The 26020-nt window shown below is 55.5% G+C and carries 32 protein-coding genes; 19 read left to right on the top strand and 13 right to left on the bottom strand.

Annotation, left to right across the window (positions count from 1 at the left end):
• Window positions 1-11: 11 nt before the first annotated feature.
• The 15 genes from FHN83_RS25860 (at window position 12) to catA (ending at window position 11910) form a co-directional block, all read left to right on the top strand.
• Window positions 12-1139, top strand: coding sequence for an acyl-CoA dehydrogenase family protein (locus FHN83_RS25860; protein ID WP_139565380.1), 1128 nt, complete (start codon window positions 12-14; stop codon window positions 1137-1139).
• A 21-nt stretch (window positions 1140-1160) separates the two neighbouring features.
• The gene (locus FHN83_RS25855; protein WP_039030753.1) at window positions 1161-1517 is read left to right on the top strand and encodes a hypothetical protein; all 357 of its coding nucleotides are present in this window, start codon (window positions 1161-1163) and stop codon (window positions 1515-1517) included.
• An 11-nt stretch (window positions 1518-1528) separates the two neighbouring features.
• Complete coding sequence (locus tag FHN83_RS25850; RefSeq protein WP_139565379.1) at window positions 1529-2041, top strand: nuclear transport factor 2 family protein; 513 nt, start codon at window positions 1529-1531, stop codon at window positions 2039-2041.
• A gap of 28 nt (window positions 2042-2069) precedes the next feature.
• Window positions 2070-3383, top strand: coding sequence for an aromatic ring-hydroxylating oxygenase subunit alpha (locus tag FHN83_RS25845; protein ID WP_139565378.1), 1314 nt, complete (start codon window positions 2070-2072; stop codon window positions 3381-3383).
• Entirely contained in the window at window positions 3383-3862 is a 480-nt protein-coding gene (locus FHN83_RS25840) for an aromatic-ring-hydroxylating dioxygenase subunit beta (protein WP_139565494.1), read from the top strand. The genes FHN83_RS25845 and FHN83_RS25840 overlap by 1 nt, the downstream gene beginning before the upstream one ends.
• 10 nt (window positions 3863-3872) lie before the next feature.
• Window positions 3873-4613, top strand: a complete 741-nt coding sequence (locus FHN83_RS25835) for an SDR family NAD(P)-dependent oxidoreductase (protein ID WP_139565377.1) — start codon at window positions 3873-3875, stop codon at window positions 4611-4613.
• 9 nt (window positions 4614-4622) lie between these two features.
• Window positions 4623-5555, top strand: a complete 933-nt coding sequence (locus FHN83_RS25830; RefSeq protein ID WP_139565376.1) for a PDR/VanB family oxidoreductase — start codon at window positions 4623-4625, stop codon at window positions 5553-5555.
• A gap of 10 nt (window positions 5556-5565) precedes the next feature.
• The gene (locus FHN83_RS25825) at window positions 5566-6060 is read left to right on the top strand and encodes a flavin reductase (protein ID WP_039030748.1); all 495 of its coding nucleotides are present in this window, start codon (window positions 5566-5568) and stop codon (window positions 6058-6060) included.
• Between the two features lie 83 nt (window positions 6061-6143).
• Entirely contained in the window at window positions 6144-7403 is a 1260-nt protein-coding gene (locus FHN83_RS25820) for an MFS transporter (protein WP_052246206.1), read from the top strand.
• A complete protein-coding gene (locus tag FHN83_RS25815; RefSeq protein ID WP_139565375.1) occupies window positions 7400-8086 on the top strand; it encodes a 3-oxoacid CoA-transferase subunit A in 687 nt (228 codons plus the stop codon). The genes FHN83_RS25820 and FHN83_RS25815 overlap by 4 nt, the downstream gene beginning before the upstream one ends.
• Before the next feature lie 9 nt (window positions 8087-8095).
• Entirely contained in the window at window positions 8096-8758 is a 663-nt protein-coding gene (locus FHN83_RS25810) for a 3-oxoacid CoA-transferase subunit B (protein ID WP_139565374.1), read from the top strand.
• Window positions 8759-9526, top strand: a complete 768-nt coding sequence (gene pcaD, locus FHN83_RS25805; RefSeq protein WP_139565373.1) for a 3-oxoadipate enol-lactonase — start codon at window positions 8759-8761, stop codon at window positions 9524-9526.
• Window positions 9523-10638 (top strand): muconate cycloisomerase family protein, encoded by a 1116-nt coding sequence (locus tag FHN83_RS25800; RefSeq protein WP_139565372.1) that lies wholly within the window; start codon window positions 9523-9525, stop codon window positions 10636-10638. The genes pcaD and FHN83_RS25800 overlap by 4 nt, the downstream gene beginning before the upstream one ends.
• A gap of 11 nt (window positions 10639-10649) precedes the next feature.
• Window positions 10650-10937 (top strand): muconolactone Delta-isomerase, encoded by a 288-nt coding sequence (gene catC, locus FHN83_RS25795; RefSeq protein WP_039030742.1) that lies wholly within the window; start codon window positions 10650-10652, stop codon window positions 10935-10937.
• Between the two features lie 46 nt (window positions 10938-10983).
• Window positions 10984-11910, top strand: a complete 927-nt coding sequence (gene catA / locus FHN83_RS25790) for a catechol 1,2-dioxygenase (protein ID WP_139565371.1) — start codon at window positions 10984-10986, stop codon at window positions 11908-11910.
• A 340-nt stretch (window positions 11911-12250) separates the two neighbouring features.
• Here catA and FHN83_RS25785 read toward each other — a convergent pair whose 3' ends face one another.
• From FHN83_RS25785 to FHN83_RS25770, 3 genes are all read right to left on the bottom strand, one after another.
• Window positions 12251-13093, bottom strand: a complete 843-nt coding sequence (locus FHN83_RS25785; protein ID WP_139565370.1) for an HNH endonuclease — start codon at window positions 13091-13093, stop codon at window positions 12251-12253.
• Window positions 13094-13107: 14 nt separating this feature from the next.
• Entirely contained in the window at window positions 13108-14598 is a 1491-nt protein-coding gene (locus tag FHN83_RS25780; protein ID WP_139565369.1) for an AAA family ATPase, read from the bottom strand.
• A 436-nt stretch (window positions 14599-15034) separates the two neighbouring features.
• A complete protein-coding gene (locus FHN83_RS25770; protein WP_139565367.1) occupies window positions 15035-15553 on the bottom strand; it encodes a DUF2778 domain-containing protein in 519 nt (172 codons plus the stop codon).
• A gap of 226 nt (window positions 15554-15779) precedes the next feature.
• On the opposite strand from FHN83_RS25770, the gene FHN83_RS25765 reads away from it, so the two are divergent.
• Window positions 15780-16022: a hypothetical protein gene (locus FHN83_RS25765; protein WP_139565366.1), complete on the top strand. Its 243-nt coding sequence runs from the start codon at window positions 15780-15782 to the stop codon at window positions 16020-16022.
• Window positions 16023-16074: 52 nt separating this feature from the next.
• On the opposite strand, the gene FHN83_RS25760 is transcribed toward FHN83_RS25765, so the two are convergent.
• The 5 genes from FHN83_RS25760 to FHN83_RS25745 form a co-directional block, all read right to left on the bottom strand.
• Window positions 16075-16371 (bottom strand): hypothetical protein, encoded by a 297-nt coding sequence (locus FHN83_RS25760; RefSeq protein WP_327062102.1) that lies wholly within the window; start codon window positions 16369-16371, stop codon window positions 16075-16077.
• On the bottom strand, window positions 16290-16529 hold the full coding sequence (locus tag FHN83_RS28860; protein ID WP_327062101.1) for a hypothetical protein: 240 nt from the start codon (window positions 16527-16529) through the stop codon (window positions 16290-16292). Before FHN83_RS28860 ends, FHN83_RS25760 begins: the two co-directional genes overlap by 82 nt.
• 620 nt (window positions 16530-17149) lie before the next feature.
• Window positions 17150-17629 carry an Hcp family type VI secretion system effector gene (locus tag FHN83_RS25755; protein ID WP_138369297.1) on the bottom strand — a complete coding sequence of 160 codons (480 nt, stop codon included), beginning with the start codon at window positions 17627-17629 and terminating at the stop codon, window positions 17150-17152.
• Window positions 17630-17852: 223 nt separating this feature from the next.
• On the bottom strand, window positions 17853-18566 hold the full coding sequence (locus FHN83_RS25750; protein ID WP_139565365.1) for a hypothetical protein: 714 nt from the start codon (window positions 18564-18566) through the stop codon (window positions 17853-17855).
• A 236-nt stretch (window positions 18567-18802) separates the two neighbouring features.
• A complete protein-coding gene (locus tag FHN83_RS25745) occupies window positions 18803-19639 on the bottom strand; it encodes an AraC family transcriptional regulator (RefSeq protein ID WP_255296482.1) in 837 nt (278 codons plus the stop codon).
• 111 nt (window positions 19640-19750) lie between these two features.
• Here FHN83_RS25745 and FHN83_RS25740 point away from each other — a divergent pair, with 111 nt between their 5' ends.
• Window positions 19751-20485, top strand: coding sequence for an AzlC family ABC transporter permease (locus FHN83_RS25740; protein WP_139565364.1), 735 nt, complete (start codon window positions 19751-19753; stop codon window positions 20483-20485).
• Window position 20486: 1 nt separating this feature from the next.
• Window positions 20487-20807, top strand: a complete 321-nt coding sequence (locus FHN83_RS25735) for an AzlD domain-containing protein (protein ID WP_139565363.1) — start codon at window positions 20487-20489, stop codon at window positions 20805-20807.
• Between the two features lie 64 nt (window positions 20808-20871).
• Here the strand turns inward: FHN83_RS25735 and FHN83_RS25730 are convergent, their stop codons facing one another.
• Together FHN83_RS25730 and FHN83_RS25725 are read right to left on the bottom strand one after the other, a co-directional pair.
• Window positions 20872-21126 carry a hypothetical protein gene (locus tag FHN83_RS25730; protein WP_139565362.1) on the bottom strand — a complete coding sequence of 85 codons (255 nt, stop codon included), beginning with the start codon at window positions 21124-21126 and terminating at the stop codon, window positions 20872-20874.
• Window positions 21074-21643, bottom strand: a complete 570-nt coding sequence (locus FHN83_RS25725; protein ID WP_139565361.1) for a hypothetical protein — start codon at window positions 21641-21643, stop codon at window positions 21074-21076. The genes FHN83_RS25730 and FHN83_RS25725 overlap by 53 nt, the downstream gene beginning before the upstream one ends.
• Before the next feature lie 247 nt (window positions 21644-21890).
• Between FHN83_RS25725 and FHN83_RS25720 the strand changes: the two genes are divergently transcribed.
• Entirely contained in the window at window positions 21891-22301 is a 411-nt protein-coding gene (locus FHN83_RS25720) for a YybH family protein (protein ID WP_139565360.1), read from the top strand.
• A 6-nt stretch (window positions 22302-22307) separates the two neighbouring features.
• Here the strand turns inward: FHN83_RS25720 and FHN83_RS25715 are convergent, their stop codons facing one another.
• The 3 genes from FHN83_RS25715 to FHN83_RS25705 all read right to left on the bottom strand — a co-directional run bounded on the left by FHN83_RS25715 (window position 22308) and on the right by FHN83_RS25705 (window position 25806).
• A complete protein-coding gene (locus FHN83_RS25715) occupies window positions 22308-23003 on the bottom strand; it encodes an RES family NAD+ phosphorylase (protein WP_139565359.1) in 696 nt (231 codons plus the stop codon).
• Window positions 23000-23407, bottom strand: a complete 408-nt coding sequence (locus tag FHN83_RS25710) for an MbcA/ParS/Xre antitoxin family protein (protein WP_039030732.1) — start codon at window positions 23405-23407, stop codon at window positions 23000-23002. Before FHN83_RS25710 ends, FHN83_RS25715 begins: the two co-directional genes overlap by 4 nt.
• Before the next feature lie 125 nt (window positions 23408-23532).
• Window positions 23533-25806: an FdhF/YdeP family oxidoreductase gene (locus FHN83_RS25705; protein WP_139565358.1), complete on the bottom strand. Its 2274-nt coding sequence runs from the start codon at window positions 25804-25806 to the stop codon at window positions 23533-23535.
• Window positions 25807-26020: the final 214 nt, after the last annotated feature.

Here is a 26020-nt window from a genome sequence, read left to right as displayed (position 1 = left end):
GGGAGGAAGCTATGTCTGCCGTTCATGTTCGTGAGGAACTCGTTCCACTGCTGAATGAAGTCGCCACCCGCAGCGCCGATTTTGAGCAACAGCGTCATATCTCTGACGACATCATCGCCCGCTTTAAGCAGATTGGCGTCTATCGCGCCTTAGTCCCAAAAATCTACGGCGGCGAAGAGTGCTCTCCGGCGCAGTTCTGTGAGCTGATCGAGCAGATCGCCACCGCCGATGGCTCCGCAGGCTGGGTCGCCAGCTTCGGCATGAGCCCGTTCTACCTCGGCGCATTGCCGCCGGACACCTTAAAAGAACTCTACCGCGACGGCCCGGACGTGGTCTTTGCCGGCGGCATCTTCCCGCCGCAGAAAGCGGTGCTGGCGGATGGCGGCTACCGCGTCACCGGACGCTGGGGCTTTGCCAGCGGCAGCATGGGCGCCTCGGTGTTTGGCGTCGGGATCCTGCCGGAGAGTGGCGAAACCCTGCCGCGCATGGCGGTGCTACCGCGTGACAGCGTGCAGATCGACCCGGTGTGGAACACCGTCGGCCTGGCCGGGACCGGGAGCCACGATCTGGTGGTGAACGACGCCTTTGTGCCGCAGGAGTGGACCTTCGTTCGCGGCGGCGCGCTCAACCTGGAAGGGGCGCTCTATCGCTATCCGGTGCTGTCCCTCGCGACCCAGGTGCTGTCGGTGGTGGCGCTTGGCGTCGCCCGCGCGGCACTCAACGAAATCTATGCCATTGCCCATCGCCAGCAGTCGGTCACCGGCGCGCCGCGCCTCGCCGACCGCCCGCAGGCGCAGATGCAGATTGCCCGCTGCGAAGCGGATCTGCGATCCGCCCGGGCCTGGTTCTACGACGCCATCGACGACGTCTGGCAGTGCATCCTCGCCGGGGATGAACCGGCCTGCGAGCAGATCAACGCCCTGCGGCTGTCGTCCACCCACGTCACCCGCGTGGCCGCCGAGGTCACCCGCCAGGCGCTGGCGCTGAACGGCATGGGCGGCATCACCATGAAAAGCCCGCTGCAACGCTACGTGCGCGACACCATGGTGATCACCCAGCACGCCTTTATGGGCGACCTCTCTTATCTCAACGCCGGTACGGTCTATTTCGGTGGCCAGCCTCTGCCGGGTTATTTGTAATTTTTACGAAAGGAGCAACAGATGAGCCAGACAACAACCTTACGCGTGCTGTTTTGCATCGGCGTGAACCAGAACTTCTTTGACGCTACCCCGGCAGAAGCCAAACAGGTGTGGGCCGCATTCGGCGTGATGATGAAGGGCATCGACGAAACCCAGGGGATCCGCGTCATCGGCAACATGGACGATGACCGCCTGATGGTCGGCCCGTCCACCACCTCCCCGTGGACCACCTACGTGCTGGCCGATGCCGACACCCTCGACAGCGTGGTGGCCGCCTGCAACCTGTTCCGCACCACCCCGGTGGGCGACGGCGACAGCAAGCTGTGGAAGTACTGCAAGATCGAAGCCCGCGTCGGTCGTGAACTGATCATTCAGTAACGGAGTGGATCATGAGCCCACAGGATGCGCTGCGTTTACAGCAGCTTGAAGATCAGCAGGCCGCCCGGGTCTGTATCAGCACTTACATGCGGCTGTGCGATCGGCTGGACGACATGGCGACGGTGCAGGCCATCGGGGCCCTGTTCAGCGCAGACGCCTGCTGGGAAGGGCTGGGTGAGCCTTACGCCACCCGGCTGGGAAGACATCAGGGACGCGAGGCGATTGTGGCGATGATGGCGGGCTACGTCCGCACGCCCGCGCACTTCGCCCTGAACGGCCATTTTTTATGCTCCGAAGCGCTGTATCACGATGCCGACGGCGTGCTGCATGGCCGCTGGCAGATGCTGCAAACCTCCGCCTTTACCGCCGGGGGCGCGCATCTGAATGCCGCCGAGCTGCAGATTATTTTCCGTCGCGAGGCGGGTGAGATGACCATGCACCATTTCACCACCCGCAACCTGTTCAGCCGGCCGGTGAGCCACTGGCATGCGGCGGATGCGTTACCTGTCCCTGACAAAAACTAGAACCTCGACCGCTAGCAGGAGAAAGATTATGCAGTGTGACCACCTCATCAACGTCAAGAATATCGATACCACCGCGCAGCCGACCCTGAGCCGGGAAGAGATTGCGGGCCTGGTAAAGCATGACCGCGTCCACACGTCGCTCTACACCTCAGACGAACTCTTCCAGCTGGAGCTGGACCGTATTTTCAGCAAAACCTGGGTCTGGGTGGCGCACGTCAGCGAGATCCCGGAGACCGGCAGCTTCAAAACCACCGAGATCGGCACCCAGCCGGTGATCGTGGTGCGTGATCGTAAAGGCGCGATCCACACCCTGCTGAACCGCTGCCGCCACCGCGCGGCCACCGTCTGCGAGCACCGCAGCGGCAAGACCAACAGCTTCGTCTGCCCGTACCACGGCTGGGGCTACGCCCTCGACGGCAGCCTGCGCGGCGTGCCGCACCCGGAAAGCTATGCCGATCAGCTTGAGAAAAACGAGCTGGGTCTGGTGTCGCTGCGTACCGAACAGTATGCGGGCATGGTCTTCGCCACCTTTAACGACGAGATCGAACCGCTGGAGGATTTCCTCGGCGCGGCGAAGAAGTGGATGGATCTGTTTATGAAGCAGGGGGCGGGCTACCCGATCAAGACCGGGCCTGCGCACCGTTTCCGCTTCCCGGGCAACTGGAAAATTCAGCTGGAGAACACCACCGACGGCTACCACTTCCCGGTGGTGCACCGCTCCTTCCTGAGCTCGGTGGATAAGCAGACCGAAGAGATGCTCAACTTCGTGGACGGCAGCGGCTATGTGGAAGATCTCGGCAACGGCCACAGCGTGATGGTGATGATCCCCGAGCTGGTGGATCTGGAAGCTAACCTCGACGCGCCAATCCCGGAGCGCTTTGTCGAACTGGCTGACGAACTGCGCAAAGATCACGACGAAGAGCAGGTACGCCGCATCGTGCGCGCGGTGGGCGGCTCCGGCTTCAACCTCAACCTGTTCCCGAATATCGCCTGTTCGATGGCCTTCTTCCGCGTATTGCAGCCGATCTCAGTGATGGAAACCGAAATCCACCACGCGGTGATCACCATGGACGGCGGGCCGGAGATTGCCAACCAGGCGCGCCTGCGTCTGCACGAACACTTCCAGGGGCCGATGGGCTTTGGCACTCCGGACGACTCCGAAGCCTGGGAGCGCGTGCAGCGCGGGGCCACCGCTGGCGACGACCTGTGGATCATGCTCAACCGCGGACTCGCCGGGGAGTACCGCACCGACGATGGCCTGCGCAGCGACGTCAGCGCCGAGACCGGCATGCGGGCGGCCTATCAGCAGTGGAAAAAATTGATGACGGAGAGCGAAAAATGATGACCCCAGATTCTGTCCTGTTTGCGGCCATGTCCGTAATCAACCTCGAAGGCGATCTGCTGGACCAGGGCGAGTTCAACGCCTGGCTGGAGCTGTGGCAGCGCGACGGCCTGTACGTGGTGCCCATCGACCCGAACGAAACCGATTTTAAAAACACCCTCAACTACGCCTGCGACGATCACCACATGCGCGAGCGCCGGGTGAAGCGTCTCTACAGCGGGGAGTCCATCTCCACCACGCCGCGCGCCAGAACGCTGCGCACCCTGTCGCGCTTCCGCCTGCTGGAATCCAGCGAGGAACTGATCGTGGTGCGCGGGGCGCAGTCCCTGTGGGAGCACCGCAAGGGGCACAGCCGCCACTACGCGGCGGACATCACCTGGCACCTCAAGCCGCAGGACGGCAGGTTGCTGATTACCCAAAAGGTGATCCGCCTGGTCAACAGCGACGATGTGCTGCACAGCATCGGCTACATCCTCTGAGGAGCCGTCCATGACGCAAACCGTATTAGTGACCGGCGCCGCCGCCGGTCTGGGCAACGTGATTGCCGCCCACCTGCTGGCGCAGGGATATCAGGTGGTGCTGACCGACGTCGACGCCGCCCGGGCGCAGCAGGCCGCGGATCGCCTGGATAACGGGCAGGGCAGAGTCCTGGCGCTGGGGCTGGATATTCGCCAGCCGCAGGATTTCGCCAAAGCGCTGACGGCCACCCTCGAGCGTTTCGGCAGCCTTGAAGTGCTGGTGAACAACGCCGCGCTGACCCTCGCCACCCCGGTGATAGAGATTGAGGTCGACGAGTTCGACCGGGTGATTTCCACCAACCTGCGCGGCACCTTTGTCGGCTGCCAGGCCATGGGACGCTACTTCGCGGGCAAAGGCTATGGCCGCATCATCAACCTGGCTTCACTGGCCGGGCAGAACGGCGGAACCGCCTCCGGGGCCCACTACGCGGCCTCGAAGGGCGGGATCCTGACCCTCACCAAAGTGTTTGCCCGCGAGCTGAGTAAATCCGGCGTGACGGTGAATGCCATTGCCCCGGGCCCGATGGATCTGCCGATGGTTCACGCCCTGGTACCGGAAGAGAAGATGGCCGGACTGCTGCAGATGATCCCGGTCGGCAAATTAGGTGAAGCAGAGTTTGTCGCACAGGCCGTGGCCTTGCTGGCATCAGAGCAGGCGTCGTTTGTCACCGGGGCAACCTGGGACATCAACGGCGGCCTGTTTATGCGTTAAGGAGTCAACATGCTGACATTACAGGTTATCAGGCGGGAGTTGCAGGGCGAGGTGGTCCTGCTGACGCTGGCGCATTCTGACGGTATCGACCTCCCGCCCTTCAGCGCGGGGGCGCATATCGATCTGCATCTGGCAGAAGACCTGGTGCGTCCGTACTCCCTGTGCGGCGACCCGAACGATCGCCGCCACTATCAGCTCGGCATTCTGAAAGAGAGTAAATCCCAGGGGGGCTCCCTTGCCGCCCACGCCCTGAACGAAGGGGATTCGATCCAGGTCAGCGACCCGCGCAACCTGTTTGCGCTGGAGGAGACCGCCAGCCACTGCCTGCTGATTGGCGGCGGGATCGGCATCACCCCGATGCTGGCGATGGCCGCCGAACTGCACGCCAGCGGGCGCTCGTTCAGCCTGCACTACTGCGCCCGGACGCGGGAACAGGCGGCGTTTATCTCTCAACTGGAGCAGGCTCCGTATGCCGACCGCGTTCATCTGCACTTCAGCGATATCCAGCGCCTGAACCTGGCGGCCGTGCTGAGCGACGTGCCGGCCAACACCCACGTCTACACCTGCGGCCCGACGCGGCTGATGGATGCGGTCAGCGAACAGGCCGCGGCAGCGGGCTATCGCCCGGAGCAGGTGCATCAGGAGTGCTTCAGCGCCGGGGTGATCACCGGCGGGGCGGCCTTTGAAGTGGTCGCCGCCGCCAGCGGCATCACCGTCCAGGTGCTGGAGAACCAGAGCATCGTCGAGGCGCTGGCGTTGGCCGGGCTGAAGGTGTGCGTCTCCTGCAAGCAGGGGATCTGCGGTAGCTGCCTGACCGACGTGCTGGAAGGTGAGCCGGATCATCGCGACAGCTACCTGACCGACGAAGAGAAAGCCGACGGCGACCAGATTTTGTTGTGTTGTTCCCGGGCAAAGAGCGCCCGTTTAGTTATCGATCTGTGAGGAATTCCTTATGACACTGCAAACCGAATTTCGTAATGCCATGGCGCAACTGGGCAGTGCGGTCTCCGTGATCACCACCGACGGCCCGGCGGGCAAGTTTGGGTTTACCGCCTCTGCCGTCTGCAGCGTCACGGACTCGCCGCCGACGCTGCTGGTGTGCATGAACCGCAACTCCTACGCCCATGAGCCCTTCAAGCAGAACCGGGTCCTGTGCGTCAACGTCCTCTCCAGCGACCACCAGGATCTCTCCGGGATCTTCGCCAACGCCAGCCTGCGCTCCGAGCAGCGGTTCGAGTACGACACCTGGCAGGTGATGGCCAGCGGCGCGCCGGTGCTGAGCTCGTCCGTCGCCAGCTTCGACTGCGTGATCGACACCTGCCATGAAGTGGGCAGCCACACGGTGTTCTACTGCCAGGTGCAGGCGATCCGCATCAGCGAAGCCCCGCGCGGGCTGGTCTACTTCAACCGTCGCTACCATGCCATCGGGCATGACGTGGAAGCGTAAAACCAACCATAAGGGTAACGCTGATGAGCAATGTGGTGACTGAAACAACCGCTTCGGCAGTACAACCGCAGGATGCGGGACAGATGCGCAAGCTGGTGTTCGCCTCGGTGCTGGGTAACGCGCTGGAATGGTATGACTTCTTCCTCTACGGCACCGCCGCGGCGCTGGTGTTTGGCCCGCTGTTCTTCCCGGTGGGCGGCGACCCGATGCAGGGCACGCTGCTGGCCTTCTCCGGTTTTGCGGTGGGCTTCCTTGCCCGTCCGCTGGGCGGGATCGTCTTCGGCCATCTCGGGGATCGCTACAGCCGCAAGATGACGCTGATCATGACCCTGACCCTGATGGGGGCCACCACCTTCGTCATCGGCCTGCTGCCGGTCTATGCCCAGATTGGCATCTGGGCGCCGATATCGCTCATCACCCTGCGCTTTTTACAGGGCGTGGCGTCAGGCGGGGAGTGGGGCGGCGGGGTGCTGATGCTGAGCGAGAACGCTCCGGCATCGCGTCGCGGCTTCTTTACCGCCTGGAGCCAGATGGGGGTCTCCGGCGGGTTTGTGCTCTCGGCGTTTGCCTTTTATCTGGTGCAAAAGTTGCCGGAGGACGAACTGATGAGCTGGGGCTGGCGCGTGCCCTTCCTGCTCAGCATCGTCATCTTCCTGGTCGGGGTCTATATCCGCAAAAACATCCGCGAGAGCAAGGCCTTCACTCAGGCGAAGCCCGAAGAGAAACACGAGAAGATCCCGCTTATGGTGCTGGTGCGCGAGCACCCGAAAGCGCTGCTGCAGGCCATCGCCCTGCGCCTGCCGGAGAACGGCGCTTCCTATATCTTCTTCACCTTCTCGGTGGTCTACGCGAAGCACATCGGCATCGGCACCGGGGAGATCATCAGCGCCGTGACCCTGGCGATGCTGGTGGAGTTCTTCTCGATCCTGTTCTGGGGCGCGCTATCGGATCGCATCGGCCTGAAGCCGGTCTACTACATCGGCGTCATCGGCCTGCTGGTGATGGCCTTCCCGTTCTTCTGGCTGCTCTCCACCGGCGACTACGGCTGGATCATGCTGGCGATGCTGCTCGGCCTGCCGTTCTGCCACGGGGCGATGATCGGCACCCAGCCCTGCATCATGAGCGACCTGTTCCCGGTGCGCGTGCGCTACTCCGGCCTGGCGCTGGGGCATGAGGTGGGCTCGATCTTCTCCGGCGGACTGGGGCCGATGCTGGCGGTGGCGCTGCTGATGCACTTCGACGCTTCATGGCCGGTCTCCCTGCTGCTGATGGCCTATGCGCTGCTGGCGTGGATCGCCCTGCGCAGCCTGCCGTCAACGAATAATAACGAGGTAAGCAAATGATTGATAAACGGATTGCCGCCACCGATACCGCCGTGGCGGACATTTTTGACGGCGCGGTGGTGATGGTGGGCGGCTTCGGCGCGGCCGGACAGCCCGCCGAACTGCTGGATGCCCTGATCCGCCGCAGGCCGCGGGATCTGACCCTGGTCAGCAACAACGCCGGCAACGGCGACTACGGCCTGGCGGCGCTGCTGAAGGCCGGGTGCGTGAAAAAGGTGATCTGCTCCTTCCCGCGCCAGACCGACTCCTGGGTCTTTGACGACCTCTACCGTCGCGGCGAAGTAGAGCTGGAGCTGGTCCCGCAGGGCAACCTCGCGGCGCGCATTCAGGCGGGCGGCAGCGGGCTGGGGGCGATCTTCACCCCGACCGGCTTTGGCACCGAGCTGGCGGCGGGCAAAGAGACCCGGCACATCGACGGCAGGGATTACGTGCTGGAGTACCCGTTAAAAGCCGATTTCGCCCTGATCAAAGCCCTGAAGGCCGACCGCTGGGGCAACCTGGTCTATGACAAAACCGGGCGCAACTTCGGGCCGATCATGGCCGCCGCCGCCAGCTGCACCATTGCGCAGGTGAGCGAGATCGTTCGCCTGGGCGAGCTTGATCCGGAGGCGGTGGTGACGCCGGGAATTTTTGTCCAGCGCGTGGTGACGGTCGCGCCGCAACGCCTGCCGCAGACGGCATAAGGAGAGCCCGTGAATAAACTGACCCATCAACAGCTGGCCGAACGTATCGCCCGCGATATCCCGGAAGGGGCCTATGTGAACCTCGGGATCGGCCTGCCGACGCGGATTGCCAACTATCTGCCAGCCGATCGCGAGATCTTCCTGCACAGCGAAAACGGCATTCTCGGCATGGGCCCGGCCCCTGCGCCGGGAGAAGAAGATCCTGAGCTCATTAACGCCGGAAAACAGCCGGTGACGCTGCTCGAAGGCGGCTGCTATTTCCATCACGGCGACTCGTTCACCATGATGCGCGGCGGCCACCTGGATATCTGCGTGCTGGGAGCCTATCAGGTCTCTGAGCGCGGCGACCTGGCGAACTGGAGCACCGGCGAACCCTCCTCGATTCCGGCCGTCGGCGGGGCGATGGATCTGGCGATTGGCGCGAAGCGCGTCTATGTGATGACCGAACATCTGACCCGTCAGGGCGACTGCAAGATCGTTAAAGCCTGCACCTATCCCCTGACCGGTATGGCCTGCATCGACCGGATCTACACCGATATGGCGGTGATGGATATCACCGCTGAGGGCATCGTGGTGCGCGAGCTGTTTGGCGACGTGACGGCGGAGTATCTGCAGTCCGTCACCCCGGTGGCGCTGACCTTTGCCCTGAACGCTGAAACCGAGGAGGCGTGAATGGATCTGGAATATCGCCTCGACGGACCGGAAGAGGCCCCGCTGCTGGTGCTCTCCAACTCGCTCGGCACCACCTGGCAGATGTGGCAGGGGCAGATGGTCGACTTCACCCGCCATTTTCGCGTGCTGCGCTACAACACCCGCGGCCACGGCCACTCGCCGGTGCCGGACGCGGGCATCACGCTCGACACGCTGGGGCAGGACGTGATTGCCCTGCTGGATCATCTCGACGTGGAACGCGCCTGTTTTTGCGGCATTTCGCTGGGCGGGATGACCGGGATGTGGCTGAACCGCCACGCCCCGTCACGTTTCTCACGCCTCGTGGTGGCGAACACCGCAGCCAGAATCGGCGAGGCGAAAGGCTGGCAACAGCGTGCCGGAACGGTGCGCCAGCAGGGGATGGCCCCGGTCGCCAGCACGGCGGCGGAGCGCTGGTTTACTCCGGCATATCGCCAGAGCAATCCCGGAATGGTGAAGCTGCTGATTGACGGTCTGGCCGACACGCCAGCCGAAGGCTACGCCGCCTGCTGCGAAGCGCTGGCCACCGCCGATCTGCGCGAAGAGGTGGCCGCCATGCTACGCCCGATGCTGGCCATCGCAGGCGAAGACGATCCGGTCACCACGGTTCAGGACGCCCGGTGGCTCGCGGCTCAGGCAAAGCAGACGGAGTCCGTGACGCTACCCGCCTCGCATCTGTCGAACGTCGCCTGCCCGGAGGCCTTTAACCAGCAGGTGCTGACCTTTTTAACCCGCAGGAGCACGACATGACCCTCACCATTGAATCCCTGGCCTGCTGGCTGGTGGACATTCCCACCATTCGCCCGCACAAGCTGTCGATGGCGACCATGGGTTGCCAGACCCTCGCCATCGTCAGAATGACCTGCGCGAACGGCGTCACCGGCTGGGGCGAAGCCACCACTATCGGCGGCATGAGCTACGGCCCGGAAAGCCCGGAAGCGATCAAATCCGCCATTGAGACCTATCTGGCCCCGCTGGTGTGCGGCCAGTCGTTCAGCGGCGTGGCGGCGCTCGCCGACAAGATGAACGCCCACGTGAAGGGCAATACCTTTGCCAAATCTGCCCTCGAAACCGCGTTCCTCGATGCGCAGGGCAAGGCGCTGGGCCAGCCGGTCAGCGCGCTGCTGGGCGGAGCGTTGACGGAACGCCTCCCGGTGCTCTGGACCCTGGCGAGCGGCGACACGCAGAAAGACATCGAAGAGGGCAAACGCCTGCTGGCGGAGGGGCGTCACAACACCTTCAAGCTGAAAATCGGCGCTCGCGGGCTGGACGTGGACGTTCGTCACGCCCTGGCGATCAAGGCCGCGCTGGGCGACGAGGTGAGCGTGCGGGTGGACGTTAACCAGGCCTGGGATCTGACTACCGCCATCAAAGGGATGACCCAACTGCAGGCGGGCGGCATCGACCTGGTGGAGCAGCCGATCCCGCTGTGGGACCGGCAGGGGCTTATCACCCTCAGCCAGCGATTTACGGTGCCGATCCTCGCCGACGAAGCGGTGGCGACCAGCCATGACGGCTACGCCCTGGCGAGCGGCGGCTTTACCGGCGTTTACGCCCTGAAGATCGCCAAAGCGGGCGGCCCGGTGCAGGCCCTGAAGCTGGCGCACGTGGCGCAGGCGGCAGGGGTGGCGCTCTACGGCGGCACCATGCTGGAAGGCACGCTCGGCACGGTGGCCTCGCTGCACGCCTGGTCGACGGTGAAGATGCAGTGGGGCACCGAGATGTTCGGCCCGCTGCTGCTGAAGGATGACATCGTGGTACGTCCGCTGGATTTCAGCCAGGGAGAGGTGACGTTACCTCAGGGGCCAGGATTAGGCATTGATATCGACGAAGACAAGCTGCGTCATTACGCGCGTCAATAAAGGAAAACATCATGCTTTTTAAAGTTGAAATGACGGTCAACATCCCGTCGTCGCTGCCTTCGGCAGACGTCGAAGCCATTAAGGCGAAAGAGAAAGCCTACTCCCAGCGCCTACAGCGTGAAGGCAAGTGGCCGCACATCTGGCGCGTGGTCGGCCAGTACGCCAACGTCAGCATTTTTGACGTGGCGGATAACCAGGAGCTGCACGACATCCTGACCGCGCTGCCCCTCTACCCGTGGATGGAGATCAGCGTCCAGCCTCTGTGCACGCATCCGTCATCCATTCACAACGAACAATAGTCGTCGCAATAACTACAACAATCGTACCCTACAAGAGGAATATGCAATGTCTGTGAATCCTGTACATCAAACCGAACTGGACACCTTACTGGCAATCAGCAGCGGCTTAAATTCCACCGGCGGCAACGACCGTTTAAAGAACATCATGCACCAGCTGCTGAGCGACCTGTGCAAGACCATCAAGCAGTTCGATGTGACCGATGAAGAGTTCTGGGTTGCGGTGAACTACCTCAACGAGCTGGGCGGACGCCAGGAAGCGGCGCTGCTGGCCGCCGGTCTGGGGCTGGAGCACTATCTGGATATGCGTGCCGACGAGAAAGAGGCGGCATCCGGCAACGAAGTGGGCACCCCGCGCACCATCGAAGGGCCGCTGTACGTGGCCAACGCCCCGCTGAGCGAAGGCTTTGCCCGCATGGACGACGGCCAGGAGCAGGCGGAAACCATGTGGCTGCAGGGGCAGGTAACGGATATGAACGGCAAGCCGGTGGCGGGTGCAATTGTGGACATCTGGCACGCCAACACCCTCGGCGGCTACTCGTTCTTCGACCAGTCCCAGAGCGAATACAACCTGCGCCGCCGCGTGCGCACTGGGGATGACGGTCGCTACACCGTGCGCAGCATCGTGCCGTGCGGCTACGGCTGCCCGCCGGATGGCCCAACCCAAAAATTGCTGACAGCCATTGGCCGCCACGGCAACCGCCCGGCGCATGTGCACTTCTTTGTGTCGGCACCGGGGTATAAACATCTGACCACGCAGATCAACCTGAACGGGGATGAGTATCTGTGGGATGACTTTGCGTTCGCCACCAGGGCGGAGCTGATTGCGGATCCGGTGAAGATTACGGATGCGGCTGTTGCGCGGGAGCGCGACCTCAACGGGGAGCATACGGAGGTGAATTTTAACTTTACGCTGGTGAAAGCGGCGGAGAGCGAGGAAGAGCAGAGAGGGAAGCGGGCGCGCGTGAAGGAGTAGGTTCGGAAGGGTAGAGGGCCGGGTCCGCGAGAGCGGGCCCGGTTTTTTTTGTTGAATATTATAAATAGGAGTACTGAAAAAATCTATTTTCATTTGTGACTCGGATAGAAGATGCGGAACATGAGGGTTTTATAGTATCCAACAGGAACTTAAGTATTAATTTTATCCGCGCTTGAATATGACTATACCAAGAAAAATAAGATAACATCCCATCAAGGTAATTCTATGTGCATTAATGTTTTTGGTAATGGGCATTAAGCACTACAGTTGATATTTACAAACATTATCAAGAAATAAATGTTTTAATGGCAGGAAGATAATATTCCTGCCATTAGTGTTGTTATTTTACAGGCAAGAGGAAACCGCCATTACAAAAGTCAGCACTATTACTAAGTGCTTTGTATAATGCTACTTTCCAGTGATTTTTTGAGTAACTTGTTTCAAGGTTGGTTGCTTCTTCACGTAAAAATATAGATAAATCACGTGCTGACATGTTTGTATTGAATTGCCGATTAAATGCTCCTTTCTTACGGGATATCTCAGCGGCAGCCTTGATTTTAAATCGTTTATTTAATCCTAGATTAATAAAGTGGTTACTGATTAATTCCGAAAAATCTGACTCAGTCGCATGATGGTTAATTGTGAAATTAATAGCTATCTTCTGAGAAATGGTGACATTTGCAGTTAAAAAATAAAGATCGGGAAAGATGTCATAATAACTATGTATAAATATTCTCTTTCCATTAGGTAGTTTGAATTTAGTCTTTTTATAAGAACTATTACAAGTTGAGCAAATAGGTATGAGATTTTTAGATAAAATTGAAAACTCAGGGTACACTTCTTTAGGTATATAATGATCAAGTGTTGACGGGTCCCCTATACCACAATAAGGACATTCATCAAAATCATCTAAAGTTGGTGGAAAAAGAATATCGATCGTTACTTTTTTAAATGTATTGGTTTTGGATGTATATGCGTGATGCAAACTGGCTTTTTGTTTTTTGAGTAATCTTATAGGACTCAGGTTTTCCAATGTATTGCAATTGGAAGTATGGTTATCATATGCGATTTTAACCTTACTAGATATAGCCGTAAGATTAGTTTTATTACTTTCTCGTTTTTCAAGCACAATGGCATCTAGGCACGACTTATCATCGGATTTTGGAATAGGTAAATTTCTCATTGTAAAGTTCCTTCTTATTGTTTCAATGAGTTTAAAAAAGACCTGGCTGTAATTCCTAATCGTTTTCCAAATATTCGATCAGCCTGTTCAAGAGAATATCCTCCATTAGCTAAAGTTGTAAGAGTATGATAGAAGTTAGAGTCTTCAATAGAAACTTTAAATACATTTTCGGTAAGTGTTGAAATTTCCTCGCCAAAGCACTCATTAGTTAATTTTTTTATACGAGGAGTTAATGTGGAGCCATCTAGTATTTGTACGAATTTAGACGGTGATTCTTGCAATATTACTGGTGAATGTGTTGCTATTATTGCGTATGAGTTAAATTCAGTAAGTATTGCTCTTATCGAATGCATGAATGATGCAATAAGAGAAGGGTGAAGATGCGTTTCTGGTTCATCGATAATTACAAGGCTATTCTCTTCAATATGTTCATAGATACTACTAAGTATTGAAAGAACTATTTTCTGGCCTGAGCTTAGTTTATCAAAGCTTTTAATGAACTGTTTTTTATCTAAAAATCTAAAAGATGGATCACTCACGACAGGTTTGATTTTTTCATTCCAATCATCGAGTTTTTTACTTTCGACGATCTTATCGTAATTTTTCTTGAATTCATTAGCTACTTCTTCAATGTTTTTAAGTTTATACTCATTGGTTCCATCAATTCGCTCTCTCAAACCACAGTATTTATAACCAAAAATATGTCCTTGGGAATCAAGTTCCTTTATTTCTTCAATGTTTTTACCAGGTAACTCGAAATTATCAAATGCAGAATAAGAGACAACTATTACATTTCCAAAATCATGTTTTGTATCTTGAAATTTTTCCTTCCTTGCGATAACTAAATCATCTTTCTCGTCAAAACCATAACCGGATATGGTTCTTGCTAAATCAGATAATAACTGTGTTTTACCAGTGCCATTTCTTCCTATGATAACATTGATGTTAGAGGGTATTAATGATTCACTTTGTTTTATAAAAGAGAACTTTAAATCATAATGCTCTTCAAATCCTTTTAGTTTGGTATGAAAAGTGAAGGAGTGGCATTCATTCGGTGTTTCATGCATTATGTTGATAGAATATAATTTTTTTGCATAGTTTAGCGCTTGCTCAGCAGTACTAAATCTTACTGCGGATGTTTTAAATTGAGTTAGCTCTGAAAACGCATCGTAGATAATGTTATCATAGGCACAATCGTTCAAAGTTGTAAGTAAATCACGTTCAATTTCCTTACCAAGTTTTCGTAGTGATTGATAGTATTCTTTGTTTTGACCTAGAGAACAAAAGCGATCATCTAATTGGTCTATGCCATTTTCAACAGTAACTCTCCCGACGTCTTTCGTATTATCAATGAGTTTGACTTCGCCAATATAATACTCCTTATTATTGATATAAACTTTAAGATCGAATGTTGATTTATAGGAGTAATCATCCCAATTATTTTCAGTTAAAAGGATATATTTTTTTTCATTGATTTTAGATGTTATTTTAGTGATTATTTTCAAAGAAGGGCCTCATTTTTGTTATGTGTTGAACACTATACATTAATAATCATAATTTCTAAAGTCAAGGTTAAAAATGACGTATATGCACTGTATCAACTAGAAATTGTCATTATGATGGAAGAGTGTTATCGAAAGATTAATGTTCGATTCACTGTCGTGCTTTAACTACAAATATGGAGGATCTGGTATTTTACAAGTTCCTTTTTTTTCTATTAACTTCATTGTTAAACTATAGATAACGGTTGTTATCGGAAATACTGTTAGTATTGAGATATAAAAATAGAGATCATAGAAATTATCTGCACCTATTTCTCCTGGGCCATATAATAAGTGGCCGATCCATCTTGATACGCTATAGTTCATCCATATTTCAGGACTCCCCAGCGTGCGGCCTACACACACAGACAGCATCAGGAAGTACGCGATTTTTAACGCTCTACGGACAAGTGTTGCCATAGGTATTAATCACCTCAACCCAACCCCGGGCCATAAGAGAACGCTGACAGGGAACCTGTACCAGTGATGTTCTTAATAGTGCGTTTCGGATAAGGGCATAATCAGAATTATGGGCTATCGTGATACAGCCTTCAGAAATCGTACCCGGATGAAGGCGGAATAATCCACGGCTCACGCCATTAACCCACGTGCCATCATCAATCCCCCAGTCATCCTTATAGAGTGCGAACCATTCATCCCTGTCAAATTCGGCTCCGTAAAATGCCCGGTTAACCAGATCCTGAGATTTTGCTTTCAGCCATGATCCCGCCCCGCCGGAACCTCGGTCAACAATCCAGTATTTACCGGGTGGCAATGGGCCGTCATTTGGAATTGCCCCGCAAGCGCCTTTATTCCGATATATCCCTTTTCCTGAATGGGCCATAAATACGCCGACGCCGTATAGATTGAAGGGGGCATAATCCGCTCCGTTTAATAACAATTTTCCATGTAATGCCATAAGTTGCCCTGTTTCCTTACATTGATTAAGGGTATCGTACTACAGATTGACTGGTAAAATAATAGCAAGTAAGTAAATTTTGATAATGTATGTGCTCATGAATAACTATTTATTCATAATGCCGATAAGTAATTTTTTGAATATTATTGCGACGCGTTACTGCAAATGGTAATAATAGAATTTTTTTCAGCCATCAGCTCTATCAATGATAAGGATGTTGTTAACGATGACACCAGCAAAACAAGTAGGCTTATGGCTTATTCAGTTCTTGTCATTCCTGCTAATTTTTTCAGCGTTTTATCTGTTCTTGCCTGAGGTTTATTTTTTTAGACGTTTCAGCGAGTTGGTTGGTTTCATTACCGAACAGGCATGGAATGATTTATTCATGTTAGCCATTCTTGGGGCGTCAGTAATAATCAATACCTTATTAATTTATATCGTCGCCACCCTGAGAAACAGACAAGCATAGCCACTATAAACCCGGTCTTTGCGACCGGGTTTTCTCAATGTCTTAAATGCGCTTAATGCGCAGTGATATAGGGCTCTTTCACAAACTCATCCAACAGCCACACCATATCATGCAGCAAACCCGTTAATTCCTTCGCAATGCCAGGCGGCAGTATGCCATACAGCAGCGCCTGTGTTAACGCCAGCGCATAATCCACCTGTAACGCGGTTTCTTGCCAGCACTCCGGCACGCAGGAGGTGATTTTCTCACCCGCGATTAGCTGTGCGATCAGATGCGGGGGCAGGTCGGCATCGCAAAGTTCTCGTAACTGGCGCAGCCATGCAGCAGGCGCTCGCAGAGCGTAGTACATGTTGCCGGACCGTCAGTTTCGATCAGCACGATCACCAGTGCGGCGCAGTGGTCGGCGGTCTCAAAGAGATCCGCATCAGCAGGAAGGGCAAGGGCGATAAGCGGGTGAAGAATGCTATCGTCAGATTGAAGATAAGAAAAAGCAGGGATATTAGCCATAGGGCATCCTCATTGTGCAGTTTTGATTAACCACCTGTGAGTTCCTACGCTCGAGGTGGTAGCGCTGACGGAGGTAGGAATGCCGTGCACAATGAAAACGGCCAGCCTTACGGCTGCTCCGCCAGCGCCACCGTGATTTTAACGGATATACGCTGCTGCGACATAATAAATGTCGCTTGTGCCAGCGGGTTCCTACGCCCGATTGCGGATGTGCCGCAACGCAATCACTCTACGATGCCGATCCCCTGAAAAAAAGGGTTAACCACAGATTACATAAGGTTACTTACGGCTTTGCGAGGTGCCTTCCAGAAAGGTCATACCGGGTGATTGGCTTGCCCGGCATCGATAACTACACTCCCCTTTAGTCACATAAAAAGAGGGGAGAGATCGTGAACATCAGCTTTCATTCACCAACTATTATTATTGGCGTGGTGATGGCGGTGTTTCGCTTACTGAAGCTGAATGCCTGAAAGAACTTGCCGGGGGCGCTTCGCTTGCCCGGCCTACAAAACCGAAGTTGTGAGGTAAAATGATCCGTCCACATGGGAAAAATCATTTCACCATGCGGTAAGAAAATAATTACAGGGCTGTTTTCACAGCCCTGTAATGGGCTCTGACCACTACGCGAAAACGCGCTGATTCCAGGCATCCGTATAGATAATATTCCCTTCACAATGCTTCCAGGTAATGCTTTCATAGCGCAGCAGAACGGTTTCAAGGTGTGTTCCGGTTAATGCCCCCGGGTAAAGGTCGGCGGTAATTGATGTTATTTTTACGTTATCAAGAATGATATTGAAATATTCCTTTTCCATGCCAACTTCGGTAATAGTGTACATTTTTATTGTTGCTCTTTTTAGCGTGGCACCTTCGCTTTGAGCCTTATATAAAAAGGGAGTGACCCGATCAAACTCTTTCTGAAATTGAATCGGGGCATGAATGCGCGTACCTGTCAGTCGCCCTGTATTCCCGTCTGTTGGGATATTCACGTTATGGGTAAGAGATTTGATTTCGATCGCACCGATCCGGTCAGCAATCAGAGATGAACCGACAAGCGGAGAACCATTGGCATCCTCTAACCAAAGATAAGCAGGATTAGACATATACATTCCTTGTGTTTATAGACTACGTTGATATATGTGTGTGATTCATTATTTAAACTTTTCGAATTTCGCAGTGATGAGCGGGAAAAACCAAAAGATAGCGATAACTGTAACGAGCATTAGTCCCCACCAATAATCAGGAAATAAATATAACCAGAGCACAGCGAAGCCGATAAGAATAATAGGGAGCACCAGATTATAGAGTAAAAGTGAGATAACGCTTTTAAACACTGAATTTCTCCCTGATTTCATCGGTAAGGTCGTCGAGGGAAGAATAGAGACCTGCTTTCACTTTTTTTATAATGTCAGCGAGTACGGGCTCGATGAAGTAATAGAGCATTTCCAGCTTTGCCTGATAAAGGATCCAGTAATAATTAGGATCAATGGCTTTTAGCCCCCTAGCAGCCATGGCCGCTTTTTGTTGGATGCCATACACCTGAAGAAGATAAACGCCAACGGGCATTTTCCCCGCCAGCTTCTGTGCAACGGACTTCGAAAGAAACTCAGATTGTGCGATGGCTTCCGCCATCGCCGCCGCTACGACGAACCGCGTTCCACCCGCTACTGCCATACTTGCCGCAAGGCTTGCAGCATTGCGAACCATGTTCTGAGCCGAACCGTCATGATTGCCCTCTTTCACATCCTTGCATAAGGTCTGGAAGTACAAATAAAGCATGTGGGCAATGACATTGCGGTATCTGTAAATAGACATAATGGAATAGACCATCCTTATCTCTTCAGCTTTGAGTTCCTGACATACGTTGTTATAACTGGGAATTAAACAGCTAGAGTACCAGCTGGCGCGCTCAATCCCCGAATAAATATCAGATGCAACACCTCTTGCTGCCTTTATCGTGTTGGTAAATCCATTTTCAGCATGGATGGCAAACTGCCTGTCACTTTGAAACTTCACTCTTAAATAGTCTGAAGCCTGCATTCAATATCCCTCTGAACTGTGATGGTAATGCATAATATGCTGATTTAGTGAACAGTTCACGTTGTAATAATATCTGAATGTGGAGGTAGTGGGTCACCCTGAGCCATTCCCGAACCAAATCGTCGTGCTCGCCGCCATTATTATTGGCGTGGTGATGGGGGTGTTTCGCTTGCTGAAGATGAATGCCTGAAAGGGCATTGCCGGGGGCGCTTCGCTTGCCCGGCCTACAAAAATCGTCAAACAGACGCGGCAGCAAACACCCCTGGCGTGGTACCAAAATGGGCGCGGAAGTGTTTGATTAGATGGCTCTGGTCAAAGAAGCCGATATCGCTGGCAACCTGCGCGGCGCCGATCCCTTTCGCCAGTAACGCTTTGGCGCGCATCAGGCGGATCTGCGTCAGATATTGATGTACCGACAGGCCGGTCATCTTCTGGAAGGTGCGCATAAAATAGAACTCACTTAAGCCTGCCGCCTGGGCAATCTCTTTTACCGTCAGGGGCAGGGCGTAGTTGCCGTGCAAGAAGTCGATCGCCTGACGGATATCCGCGCGCAAAAAGGGCTGACGCGAACCTTTTACGCTGCGCTCGCCGTAATGACCCACCAGCAGATTAAGGATCTGGTACATCACGCACTCTTTTTCCAGCGGATCGTTGCTCTGTTTCATCACGCTGGCGGCCTGCAACATGTGGCGGGCCATCAGCGGATCGTGGCGAATTCCCTGCTGGCCGAAATTCACCTCGCCTTTGCCACTCAGCACCGTTTGCGCCACCTCGTTGACCAGCGTCTCGCCCGGATAGAAGGCGCAGTAATCCCAGCCTTCATCGCGCTGCACCGCCTCGCCGGTGTGGACTTCGCCGGGGGCGATAATCATCACCGACCCTGCTGCGGCAATCCCGTTTTGCCTGCACACCCGGGTGCGCTGCGCCCCGCGAGCAAAGGCGGCAATCACAAACTCATCATGAAAATGGGGCGGGTAGCTGTGTTCGTAGCAGGTGGCCTGCAGGATCTCCATCCCGCCATGCAGTTGGCTGTCGCGCCACAGGCTAATCTCATCGCGTTTTACTTGCCCCACGTCGCGTCTCCATGGCCTTCGTAAATTTCACTGCTGAGCAGGATTTTACTATAGCGATTGCTGCTGATTCTTAAGATAGTTATTGAACTAAGTAATATAAGGGATGAAACGATGTTGATGAAGATAAATACCGGACACCCCGCGTCCGCCGTGGACGAATTTCGGGCCGGTATTGCCGCCTGTCTGCCCACCATTGCAGGCTACTGGAGCATAGGCTTTGCCGCCGGGGCGATTGGCACGCTCTCCGGGTTTACCACAGGGCAAATCGCACTGCTGGCCAGCGCCCTCTACGCCGGTTCGGCGCAGTTTCTGTTTTACTCGTTGTGGGCCGCAGGGGCGGAAATGGCGTCGGTGGTGCTGAGCGTGCTGCTGGTGAACCTGCGCTACCTGCTGATGAGCTCCTCCATGAGCGTCTTTTTTCGTGACTACACCACCTTTCAGAAAGTGGTCAGCGGCCTGCTGCTGACGGATGAAACCTTTGGCGTGGCGGTGCAGCGCGCCAGTCCGCAGGGCAGGATCAACTATTACTGGATGCTGGGGCTGAATGTCACCGCCTGGCTGAACTGGATCATCGCCTGCGTAACCGGGGCCTGGCTGGCGACCGCGCTGCCAGCGTCGCTGATGGAGGGGCTGGGCTTCAGCCTGGTATCGATGTTTATCGGCCTGATCCTGATGATGTGGTTTGCCAGCCGCAGAAAAATACTGGAAACCCTTAACATAGCCGTCGCGGTGGTCATCACGCTGCTGATGGCCGGGAGCACGTCGCTCAGTATGGTGGTGATTGTCGCCGCATCCCTTGCCGCCACCCTGGCGACGCTGCTGTTACGCGCCCGGAAAGGAAAATAAGATGGAAAGAAATATTCTGCTGGCGATCCTCGCCTCTGCGCTGGTCACCGCCCTGATGCGCACCGTGCCGGTATTACTGCTCTCCCGCTTCCGCCTGCCTGAGGTACTACTGCAGTGGCTGAGCTTTATCCCCACCGCCATTATGGCCGCGCTGGTAGCCGGTGAACTGATGAGTAAGCCCGCCATGACGGACTCGGGGATCAGCATTTCGCTGCTGGCAGCGGCCTTCGCTACCCTGGTGGGCATTATTACCCGAGGGCTATTTGCCACGGTGATTGCCGGGGTAGTGGCGTTCTGTGCGGCGGGGTATTTTTTGGCGTAATCTGCTGAAAAAATAAGGCCCAGTCGTAGGGCCTTTTGCTGAAAGAGATTTGGTCAGATGCGCTTTATACACGGCCAAAGGGTTCTTTCAGTTTTTTGCGAAGCAGGGCGGCTGAGGAGCGTTTTTTAACCGCAGCCAGTTCAGTTTTGAGGTCGCGGATATAGGCCTCTGCGCTGATGCCGTGCGCTTTTAATTCAGCAGACGCTAATGCCTGAAATACTCTCTTTTCCCTTTCTCCGGGGGCAAGAAGCGTGGAATGTTCATGCTTATTGCAATACGACATAGCTGGCTCTCCCTTCTGTAACTGTCTTGTACGCATGGAAATTTCCCTGTATCAGTGGTCGCGGAATTCGCTTTGGCAACCCTGTTCGTGAATTGTAGCGCGGTACATTTTTTAACCCAAGCAGAATGTCATAGGTCTCTTCCAGGGAAGTGCGACGGTCTTTATCAACCACACCTCCTGAAGCCGCCTGGAAAACAAAACCACCAATGTTGAGTTTCTCCGCATGGGCGATTAACGCCAGGGAGACTGATTGCAAAACGACAGCGCTACCTAATCCTTTAAATTTAATATGGCGAAAATCAGCCAAACCGCCCATACCATCGAAAGTATCAAAACATACTTCTGCCATTCCGTTGATCGGGAATGGAATACCAGACGGCATTTCGTATCCGATTCGCGAAAACGTGACTTCATCCAGCAAACTACCCACAATTACAGTGTAAACCTCGTTCCCGGCAGCAAAGACGTAGCTGTGATGTATCCGACGATCGTAGAAAAATGTCTTGCGCCTCATGCCATAATCGTCGAGAAAAATCTCTTCTTCTATACGCACTTAATGCTCCCTGCATGCAATGCCCACTTGTTTCCCTGGCCTGATTGCGGATGTGCCGCAACGCGGTCACTTTATGACCATGACAAAAGGATGAAAAGCCATAACCCTGAATTTCACAGGCTTACTTTCGGCTTTGCGAGGCGTCTTCCAGAAAGGCCAGCCGGACGCGCTTTGCTTGTCCGGCCAGCACATTTGGCAGTCTGATGGTAGATTCAATACAGGCAGTCACTTAACAGGAGAAGAGCACATGTACGAACATCCGCTTCGTCAGATCATCAAGGCGTGTGACAGGGCGATCACAGCCAAAGATTTCGACTCGCTGATGGAGTATTACGCTGAGGACGCCGCGCTGGTGGTTAAGCCCGGAATGATCGTCAGAGGGAAAGACAATATCCGCAGCGCCTTTATTTCTATCTCTGATTATTTTCAGGATCAGCTCATCGTGAAGCAGGGCGATATTCAGGTCATTGAAGGCGGCGGCGACGCGCTGGTCATCATGGAAACCCAGCTTTTCTTCCCGGATGAACAGGGCGGCACGACAGAGATCACCCGTCGCGCGACCTATGTCTTCCGTCAGGAAAACGACCGCTGGCTGTGCACCATCGATAACTCTTACGGTACGTCTGTTTTAGATGTTGAGCCTGCAGAAACCGTCTGAAGCGTTTTATTTGCTCACCGGCGTGACCAGGCCGACGCTGACGATGCCTTTATCCCAGATAATCTGGTGCAGGGAGGTCTGGATAATGCTGGTGATCGGTTTCGGGGTGAGCAGCGCCCAGCAGATGCCGCCTGGCCTGCGCACCGAACGGTAGGTCACGCCGGTCTCGCCCGCAACGCGCAGGCTGGCGCCAAACCGCTGCGGCTCGCTGTAGTCGGTGGGATGATACCAGGGGTGTGTGTCCGGCAGGCCGGTGATGTCGGCAAAGGCACATCCGCCCAGTTCGGTCTCCAGGCAGCGGTACTCGAAACGTTCGAATTTCAGCTCCGGCACGTTATGCCAGTAAAGATCGCAGTGGTAGACGATTTCGGCCAGCGCCGTCTCTTTGCTGTCGCCGAGGTAATAGACGCCATAATCGCCGTTGGAAAAGCGGCTGCCGTCCGGGTTCACGTGGGTGAAGGCGGCCATCGCGTAATGCGCCCCGCGGATCCCCAGCACCCACTCCTTGCGCGGCAACAAACTGAGATTGCCCACCTCGTCCGACAGACGCGGGTTGGTCAGTTTCTGGATCTCATACAGCACGTCGAACGCCTCGGGCGTGGCGACGTCTTCAAACACATAAATGGCAGGGTACTTGGTGTGCAGCAGACGGTAGCCTCTGATGGGCACCACTGCGGTACGGGGAACGTCGGGATGGATCATCCGGCGAGGCCTCCGCGCAGCACGTCCACCCGTTTCGCCACTTCGTGCAGGTTGCCGAACTCGCCGCCCTCAATGAGCGACAGCGGCGTGGCGCCGTTAAAGTACGCATTGTGGTTGGCCATGGTCATAAACCCGTACACGTTCTCGGGGTTGCTGAACACAATGCGCAGCGCCGAGTGCATGTTCAGCAGGTAGCTGATGCGGGTTAACTGGTCATGGCTAAGGGAGGCGGATTTGGTGTCGCCGTGACGATACTTGTACAGCGCCGCCCGGGAAAGCTGCAGGATGTTCTGCTGCTGCTCGGGGGTGCAGCCCCACTTATCGAGAATGTTCATCGCCGCCCGGATAGCGATCAGGTCACGGTCGCCGCGAGTCTCAGAGGCCGGATTCAGGTGCCTGGTCATAGAATGCCCCCGCTAAGGGTAATAATGTCATGTCTCAGTGTGGACTAAAAAGTTTATTTTGTCTATATGAAGACAGTTAACCGCTCCGGGTGAAACCCCGGAGCGGTTGCGAATATTGAGTGAAATTACAGGGAGCGGATCTGTTTTGAGCGCAGGGTCAGACGAACGGGCACCGATTTATACGACGGCGTACCGCTCTCTTTATCCAGATAATTCAGGGGTACCAGCACGTTAGCTTCCGGGTAATAGGCGGCAACCGTGCCCGGCGCAATGCTATAGGCCACCACGGTGATGTCATCCAGCCGCTGCTGAGCGTCGGCAAGGGCAGTGTGAATATCCACCCTGTCGCCATGCTCCAGACCCAATTGCTGCATATCCTCTTCGTTCATAAACAGCACGTCGCGACGGCCAAACACCCCGCGATAGCGATCGTCCAGGGCATAGATGGTGGTGTTGTACTGGTCGTGGCTTCTTAAGGTGACCAGGCGCAGCACGCTCTCGCCTTCGCCCGGACTGTTCTCCGCCACGCCATCAAACAGCGAGAACATCGCTTTGCCGCTGGCGGTGGGCCAGACGCGCTCTGTCGGCGGGAGCGGCATGCGGAATCCGCCGGGCACCCGGATGCGTGCGTTGAAGTTCTCAAAGCCGGGGAGGGTCTGCTCAATGCGATCCCGGATGCGGTCGTAATCTTCCACCAGACCCAGCCAGTCGGTTTTGCTGTTCGCCAGAGTGGCATGGGCGATCCCGGCGACAATGGCCGGTTCCGAACGCAGCCACGGGGAGGCGGGCTTCAGCTTGCCGCTGGAGGCATGTACCATCGACATGGAATCCTCGACGGTAATTGACTGTTGGCCGCCCTGCTGCATATCGAGTTCCGTGCGACCGAGGCAGGGGAGCAGATACGTCTCCCTGCCGACCAGCAGGTGGGTGCGGTTCAGCTTGGTGGCGATATGGACGCTCAGATCGAGGCTTTTCAGCGCCGGAAAGGCTTTGTCGTGATCGGGCATTGCCACCGCGAAGTTGCCCCCGAGACAGAGGAGCGCTTTTGCCTGGCCATCGATCATCGCCTGGGCAGCCTGCACCGCGTCGTGGCCGTGGGCGGCTGGCGGGGTAAAGCCAAACACCGTGCCCAGCCGATCCAGAAACGCCGCGGTCGGCTTTTCGGTGATCCCTACCGTGCGGTTACCCTGCACGTTAGAGTGGCCGCGCAGCGGGCAGATGCCCGCTCCGGGCTTGCCAAAATTGCCGCGCAGCAGCAGGAGATCGGCAATCAGGCGCACATTGGCAGTGCCCTTGTTGTGCTGGGTGATCCCCATCCCGTAGGTAATGATGGCGGCGCTGGATTTCGCGTAGATCTGCGCCACGCTCTCCAGATCGGCGCGCTTCAGGCCGGATTCGCGCTCAATGGCCTCCCAGCTGGTGGCGGCGATATCGGCGGCAAAGTCGGCAAACCCCTGGGTATGGGCGGCGATAAAGTCGTGATCCAGCACGTCCAGCACCAGCAGATGTTTAGCGATGCCTTTTAAGGCGGCGGCGTCGCCCCCGGCTTTCACCTGGTAGTAAGTTGAGGCGATATCGGTAGCGCTGTAAGTCGCCATCTCCCGCACGCTCTGCGGATCGGCGAAACGTTCCAGAGCCGTTTCGCGCAGCGGGTTAAAGACGATAATCGGCACGCCCCGGCGGGCCAGTTCGTGCAGGGTGCCCATCATTCGCGGATGGTTGGTGCCGGGGTTATGGCCGATGGATATCACCAGGTCGGTGTGGTCAAAATCCTCCAGCGAGACGGTGCCTTTGCCGATGCCGATGGAGCGGGGCAGGCCGACGCTGGTGGCCTGGTGGCACATATTGGAGCAGTCGGGGAAATTATTGGTGCCCAGCTCGCGGGCAAACAGCTGATACAGGAACGCGGCTTCGTTCGAGGCGCGCCCGGAGGTGTAAAACTCCACCTGCTCCGGCGCCAGGCTGCGCAGCACCTCACCGATACGGGCAAAGGCCTCGTCCCACGCCACCGGGCGGAAAGTGTCGCTCTGCGGATCGTACTTCATGGGATGGGTCAGACGGCCATAGCCTTCCAGCTCAAAATCGCTTTTCGCCCACAGGGTGCTGACGGTGTGCTCCGCGAAAAATTCCGGGGTGACGCGTTTTGTCGTTGCTTCCCACGTCACCGCTTTGGCACCGTTTTCGCAGAACTGAAAGGTAGATTTGTGTTCCTTATCAGGCCAGGCGCAGCCCGGGCAGTCAAAGCCGTCTGGCTGGTTGGTGCGCAGCAGCGTGGCGGGCGCGTCGAAGGCGTCCATCTGCGTGCGAACGGCTATCGCCGTGGCTTTTAAGGCTCCCCAGCCGCCTGCCGGTCCGGCGTAATGGCGGATCCCGGGAACCGCTCGTCTGTTGTTACTCATCTGCGCTCCTGTTAAAGCGGGTTGCTTATCATGGCGATCGATGCCGCCGGCTGCGGTAATGCCTCATCTGAGTGTGGATTGTCGCGCTATCTGAGATACAGATAATTTTCATATTAATTACAAATTATTCACAGTTGAGCTCACAAATCCATCATCAGATCCGTGTCGGCGGATGTCAATGGTTGTATATACATGTTCTGTCATATGGCGTTGC

The organism is Leclercia adecarboxylata, assembly GCF_006171285.1.
Classification (GTDB): Bacteria; Pseudomonadota; Gammaproteobacteria; order Enterobacterales; family Enterobacteriaceae; genus Enterobacter; species Enterobacter barmai.
The sequence above is the reverse complement of the archived record's forward strand: the minus strand, read 5'-3'. Positions and strand labels throughout refer to the sequence as shown.